This is a genomic window from Xenorhabdus taiwanensis, from assembly GCF_036512875.1.
GTDB classification, from domain to species: Bacteria; Pseudomonadota; Gammaproteobacteria; order Enterobacterales; family Enterobacteriaceae; genus Xenorhabdus; species Xenorhabdus taiwanensis.
This window is the reverse complement of record NZ_AP028978.1, coordinates 3,973,253-3,979,790: the sequence shown is the minus strand read 5'-3', so window position 1 is coordinate 3,979,790 and position 6,538 is coordinate 3,973,253. Positions and strand designations below refer to the sequence as shown.

Annotated in this window: 7 protein-coding genes; 5 read left to right on the top strand and 2 right to left on the bottom strand. The window is 43.3% G+C overall.

Translation table 11 applies throughout. The features are described from left to right. Nucleotides 1-616 precede the first annotated feature (616 nt). From rpmH to mnmE, 5 genes are all read left to right on the top strand, one after another. A complete protein-coding gene (rpmH, locus tag ACE1SE_RS18670) occupies nucleotides 617-757 on the top strand; it encodes a 50S ribosomal protein L34 (RefSeq protein WP_000831330.1) in 141 nt (46 codons plus the stop codon). Between the two features lie 17 nt (nucleotides 758-774). Further along, nucleotides 775-1,134: a ribonuclease P protein component gene (rnpA, locus tag ACE1SE_RS18665; RefSeq protein ID WP_074024322.1), complete on the top strand. Its 360-nt coding sequence runs from the start codon at nucleotides 775-777 to the stop codon at nucleotides 1,132-1,134. Further along, entirely contained in the window at nucleotides 1,098-1,358 is a 261-nt protein-coding gene (yidD, locus tag ACE1SE_RS18660) for a membrane protein insertion efficiency factor YidD (protein WP_047771132.1), read from the top strand. The genes rnpA and yidD overlap by 37 nt, the downstream gene beginning before the upstream one ends. 2 nt (nucleotides 1,359-1,360) lie before the next feature. Then, the gene (gene yidC, locus ACE1SE_RS18655) at nucleotides 1,361-2,977 is read left to right on the top strand and encodes a membrane protein insertase YidC (protein ID WP_374052118.1); all 1,617 of its coding nucleotides are present in this window, start codon (nucleotides 1,361-1,363) and stop codon (nucleotides 2,975-2,977) included. Nucleotides 2,978-3,072: 95 nt separating this feature from the next. After that, nucleotides 3,073-4,437 (top strand): tRNA uridine-5-carboxymethylaminomethyl(34) synthesis GTPase MnmE, encoded by a 1,365-nt coding sequence (mnmE, locus tag ACE1SE_RS18650; protein WP_374052117.1) that lies wholly within the window; start codon nucleotides 3,073-3,075, stop codon nucleotides 4,435-4,437. 48 nt (nucleotides 4,438-4,485) lie between these two features. Here mnmE and ACE1SE_RS18645 read toward each other — a convergent pair whose 3' ends face one another. Beyond that, nucleotides 4,486-5,826: an MFS transporter gene (locus ACE1SE_RS18645; protein WP_374052116.1), complete on the bottom strand. Its 1,341-nt coding sequence runs from the start codon at nucleotides 5,824-5,826 to the stop codon at nucleotides 4,486-4,488. Further along, nucleotides 5,819-6,538: a hypothetical protein gene (locus tag ACE1SE_RS18640; RefSeq protein WP_374052115.1), complete on the bottom strand. Its 720-nt coding sequence runs from the start codon at nucleotides 6,536-6,538 to the stop codon at nucleotides 5,819-5,821. The genes ACE1SE_RS18645 and ACE1SE_RS18640 overlap by 8 nt, the downstream gene beginning before the upstream one ends.

Below are 6,538 nucleotides of genomic sequence, written 5' to 3'. Positions count from 1 at the left end.
CATCGCTCCCCAGAAATCCACATAATCTGTATATAGAGAGACTGGGATTGGGATCAACGATCATAACGCAAAAGACGACACAAATCCTCATTCTTTTACACAGCTTTGACGCTTTTTATCCACAGGGAGATCACCATGCTTTGGCACTTGCAGAATATAAAGGCCCATAAAAGATACTGTAGTGTAATCATGGTATATAGCAAACTTCATTTAATTATCGTTTGAAATTCAATAGGCAAATAATGTTATGTTCATACATTAAGAATGCAACGATCTGTGTATGATCCTTGCGCTTTATTGCACAGTCCGTATAATCTTGCACCCTGCGTGTTATGCCAACGATTTTTTCCGGTTAGGTCTGGTGAGGATTTGGGGTTAGCACTTCGGGTAGCAAAAAGTCTGACCTGTCTGTGATTGATTGAAGTAAAAAAATCCGACAGGGACGCGGTCAGGCTCGCGTCATCTTAGATTGACGAGGGGTAGTACATTTTATTACAATCCTGCCTCTTTCTATATATTGATGTTGCGACTGAGGCATCGGTGTCTACTTTATTCTCACTGGTCGCCAACGCATTTGCTGAATCAGTAACAAATTTTAAGCTAGGTAGAAATCGCTATGAAACGCACTTTTCAACCATCCGTACTGAAGCGTAACCGTTCTCACGGCTTCCGCGCTCGTATGGCCACTAAAAATGGTCGTCAGGTTCTGGCTCGCCGTCGTGCGAAAGGCCGTGCTCGTCTGACTGTTTCTAAGTAATAAAGCTAACCAACCAAGTGGTTAAGCTCGCTTTTCCGAGGGAGTTACGTTTGTTAACTCCCGAGCATTTCACTTATGTTTTCCAGCAGCCGCAACGGGCAAGCTCCGCAGAGATAACTATTCTTGGGCGCTTGAATGAGCTGGGGCATCCCCGCATCGGTCTAACCATCGCCAAAAAAAATGTTAAACGCGCCCATGAGCGTAATCGTATCAAGCGACTGGCTCGTGAAAGTTTTCGTTTAAACCAACATAAATTGCCTCCAATGGATTTTGTGGTTTTGGTGAGGAAAGGGGTCGCTGAGCTCGATAACCGTGAGCTAACGGAAGCTTTGGGCAAATTATGGCGTCGTCACTGTCGCTTGGCTCGCGCCTCCTGATTGCTTTGATCAGGGGTTACCAGTTAGTGATTAGTCCACTACTGGGGCCTCGTTGTCGTTTCAATCCTACCTGTTCCCACTATGGCATAGAGGCATTGCGCAGGTTTGGGATGATAAAAGGCAGTTGGTTAACAGTGAAACGCGTATTAAAATGCCACCCTTTACACGAAGGTGGTGATGATCCTGTCCCACCTAAAAAAAACGACGATAACAGAGAACATTAACGATGGATTCGCAACGCAATCTTCTTCTCATCGCTCTGCTGTTTGTTTCGTTCTTGGTCTGGCAGGCGTGGGAAAATGATAAAAACCCACAACCAACGGCCCAGATCACGCAGCAAGCAAATACTACGCTGAGTAGCGAAGCAAGCAGTGGGCAAGGTAAACTGATCACCGTGAAAACGGATGTGCTTTCATTGCACATTAATACCCGTGGCGGTGATATCGAGGAGGCTGATCTGCTGGCCTATCCTGATACTCTCGGTTCCAAAACTCCGTTCAAATTGCTGGAAACAACCCCTGAATTCACTTATCAGGCTCAAAGTGGTTTAACGAGTATCAATGGTCCAGATAATCAATCTGAACGCCCGCTTTATCATGCCACTCAGAATAGCTTTGTTTTGGCTGATGGTCAGAATGAATTGCGTATTCCAATGACTTACACCGCGCCGGACGGCGTTGTTTATGTCAAGACCTTCGTTTTAAAACGTGGCGACTATGCCGTTTCTGTTGATTACAACATCAATAACGTTACCGATAAACCATTGCAGATGGCGTTTTTCGGTCAGTTGAAGCAGAGCGTCGAGCTGCCAAAACATCGTGATACTGGCAGTAGCAACTTTGCTCTGCATACTTATCGTGGTGCTGCTTACTCTTCTGATGAAGAAAAATACGAAAAATACAAATTTGATGATATTGAAAGTAAAGCGCTTTCTGTGACCACAAAAGGCGGCTGGGTAGCGATGCTCCAGCAATATTTCGCCACTGCGTGGGTGCCGGGAGAAGGTAAAACCAGTACTTTCTATACCAAAGACCTGAAAAACCAAAAAATGGCGATCATCGGGTACAAAGGTGAAGACATCAATATTGCGCCAAACAGCCAGCAGAATATCTCTTCTACCCTGTGGGTTGGGCCTGAAATTCAGGACAAAATGGCCGCGGTTGCACCACATCTGGATCTGACCGTGGATTACGGTTGGTTGTGGTTTATTTCTCAGCCGTTATTCAAATTGCTGAAATTCCTGCATGAGTTCATCGGTAACTGGGGTTTCTCCATTATTGCGATTACCTTTATCGTGCGTGGTATCATGTATCCGCTGACCAAGGCGCAATACACCTCAATGGCGAAAATGCGCCTGTTGCAGCCAAAAATCACGGCGATGCGTGAGCGTTTTGGTGATGACCGCCAGCGCATGAGCCAGGAAATGATGGCACTGTATAAGACAGAGAAAGTGAACCCGTTGGGTGGCTGTTTGCCTCTGGTGATTCAGATGCCAATCTTCCTGGCGCTGTATTACATGTTGATGGGTTCTGTTGAGTTGCGCCATGCCCCATTCATTGGTTGGATTAAAGACTTGTCTGCTCAAGATCCTTACTACATCCTGCCATTGCTGATGGGTGTGACCATGTTTGTTATCCAGAAACTGTCACCAACAACCGTAACTGATCCAATGCAGCAGAAGATCATGACCTACATGCCTGTCGTGTTCACGGTCTTCTTCCTATGGTTCCCATCTGGTCTGGTGTTGTACTACATCGTTAGTAACCTGGTTACCATTATCCAGCAGCAAGTTATTTTCCGCAGTCTGGAAAAACGTGGCTTACATACCCGCGAGAAAAAGTAGCTGGTTTTTTTAAATATAAGTGGAAGGCGGTCATTGGCCGCCTTTATTATTTTAGTTTTTAAAGATAACGAACATAGGTCGGAAGAGAGAATTTCATGAATACCACCGATACGATAGTCGCTCAGGCCACTCCTCCGGGACGAGGCGGTGTAGGCATTCTGCGTATTTCTGGCCCTAAAGCTGCGGAAGTTGCTGAGGTGGTATTGGGCAAACTCCCAAAACCTCGTTATGCCGATTACCTTCCCTTCCGTGATGCAGATGGCTCTGTACTTGATCAAGGCATTGCACTTTATTTCCCTGGTCCTAACTCATTTACGGGGGAAGATGTTCTGGAGTTTCAAGGGCATGGTGGTCCAGTTATTCTGGATTTGCTGTTAAAGCGTATTCTGACTATTTCCGGTGTACGCATTGCCAATCCAGGCGAATTCTCTGAACGTGCTTTCCTCAATGATAAACTTGATTTGGCACAGGCAGAAGCCATAGCGGATTTGATCGACGCCAGTTCTGAACAGGCCGCCCGTTCCGCGATGAATTCTTTGCAAGGGGCGTTCTCCAACCAAGTTCATCAAATGGTAGAAGCGCTGACTAACTTGCGAATTTTCGTTGAAGCTGCGATTGATTTTCCTGATGAAGAAATTGATTTTCTTTCCGATGGCAAAATAGAAGCCAAGTTGGATGAAGTGATCGCAGAACTGGAACACGTTCGTTCACAGGCGCGTCAAGGCAGTTTGCTGCGTGAAGGCATGAAAGTCGTGATTGCAGGTCGCCCAAATGCAGGTAAATCCAGTTTACTCAATGCACTGGCAGGCCGTGAAGCCGCGATTGTGACTGATATTGCAGGGACAACGCGCGATGTTTTGCGTGAACATATCCATATTGATGGAATGCCGTTGCATGTGATTGATACAGCAGGCTTGCGCGAAGCCAGTGATGAGGTGGAGCGTATTGGTATTGAACGGGCATGGCAGGAAATTGAGCAAGCGGATCGGGTGCTGTTTATGGTAGACAGTACGACAACCGATGCCGTTGAGCCTGCCCAAATCTGGCCGGAATTTATGGCTAAGTTGCCAGAATCGCTGCCTGTTACCGTCATTCGTAATAAGACCGATATGACGGGGGAAGAAACGGGTGTTGCAGAAACCAGTGATTATACATTAATTCGCCTCTCTGCCCGTGATGGAGAAGGTATCGGTTTTCTACGCGATCACCTAAAAGAAACCATGGGTTTTAACAGCAATACAGAAGGCGGTTTCCTTGCCCGTCGTCGTCATTTGCAGGCATTAAACACAGCAGCGGAACATTTACAGGAAGGTCATCAACAGCTCGTTTTTGCCCGTTCAGGGGAACTTCTGGCAGAAGAACTGCGTTTGGCACAGCAAGTATTGAGTGAAATCACCGGTGAATTCACTTCCGATGATTTACTTGGGCGGATTTTTTCCAGTTTCTGTATTGGGAAGTGAAGTAAAGTTTTTGGTGGCTCTCTATTTTTTCATAGAGAGCCACTGGGATTATTTTCGACTGAGAAAATAACAAGTGAAGGTAAAAACTAGTGCAAGCCCAGCCAAAAATAACATTAGAACTTGATAACCTTGGATCAAGGTATTGAAGCGAGCCAACAAAAATACAGCAAAAGCGATACCACAAGCTCCCCCTACATTATGAATAGTCCATGAAGTTCCCATTGCAACGGCTGCTTGCTCACGAGGCAGAGAACTCAGAGCAATTAATGTTGACGGACCAAGAATTGATCCCCATCCCATCCCAAATAACAATAGTGGGACAATGAACCACCAAGCATTTACCTGTGTTGAAGCTAGAGCAAGGAAAGTGGCAGCGGTTACAAATATCAGCAAGCCAACTAAAATGATCCGTTGTGGGCCAAATTTTTCACTACGATTACCTACCCAAGGAGACGTTAAGGCAAACATGACTGTAGCAGGTAGCAAGAACATCCCTATCTCGATATCATTTTTGTCCAATTGTCCTGCGAAAAACATAGGTAATGTCAGCAGAACTGTGCAATAGAAAAAAGCGAGAAAAAATGTTGCAAGTAGTGCAGAGACAAAACGCATATTGCGGAAGAAATGGAATTCAACAATTGGCTCTGGGGTTTTTAACTCATGCACTATAAAGATAAATAACGTTATGACCGCAACAGCCAATAGACTCCATTGTTGCAGGGCATTTCCATCTAGAGAGAAGTAACTGACTAAACTTATTAGAAAAATGATCAGGAAAATACAACCGAGTGTATCCAATTTTTTCACTTTTTCGGTTTTATATTCGGGTATAGACCAGGCGCATAGAATAAAACTAATAATGATAAAAGGAATATTTATCAAGAATGCATAACGCCAATCTACAATGCCTGCAAATAATCCCCCGATGATTGGGCCTATCGCAAGCCCAAGTCCGTTAATTCCAAATAAGATACCAAGCGCTTTTCCCTGTTCATGTTCATCAAATAAATAGGAAATAATAGCCCCAGAAACAGTATAGAGAATTGCACAACCAATCCCTTGAATAAATCTAAAGGTAGTGATGGTGGCAAGATTTGTTGCGAGGCCAACAAGTAATGATGCTGCGCCAAACAGAGTTAATCCCCACAATAATATTTTTTTTCGTCCGCGACTATCAGCTAATGTCCCGACTGGTACCATAAAAGCGGAAAGTGCTATCATAAATACAGAAGTAACCCACTGCGTTTCCCTCAACGAGGTATTAAATTCACGTCCAATTGCAGGAATAATAGTATTCACAACGGTGAGATCTATACATCCAAGAAAACTTGCAATACATATTCCGATTAATCCAGCATATTTGCGGGTTGCAATGACTGACTCACTCATTCACCAGCTCCTTTTGTTCTATATTAATAGAACCTTCAGAAAATTGAGATTTTTTCTTAAATTTTAAAGAGAGCCAATTAGCATACTCATCATGTGATTTTTCAACAAAAATCTCTCTAGTTTTATTCATGGCTGCAGTCATTTGTTTCGGATAAATTATGAAGTCGATACCATCATTGGCCCACATTGGCATAATGACAGGACATTCTTCTAGAATGTAAAAGAGTGAACGATAAAAAGTACCTTCATATTCTGTTGTTCCATATTTAATATTATTTCTTTCTGCAAATACATTAATGGTTTCATTAATGCATGAACGATAGTGTTCATTAGAGTAATACTCATTCAGAATACGGTCATAGTAATATTTATAATCTTCACGTTTAAGATACGCATCCCAGCGAATAATTTCATTAGATATTGTTAAATTAGATAGCGTCTCTGCATTATTCTTAAGCCATTCATTTCCTTTTATCAAGCTGTATTGGTAGTTATCACGAGCTGTACCAGTACTATAGTTATGTCGTTGTAAAGAGTCTGCTACAGCAACTATACATCTACCAAAACCGGATTGATTTATTTTATCTATTGTTGCAGAAAGTTTTTCTCCCTCATGATATTCTTTTCCTACGCTGATAAGTAGAAGCACTGTCTTATCTATATAATGATTAGCTTTAAATTTTCCTTGTGCTTGTAATGAAACTTTGTACAT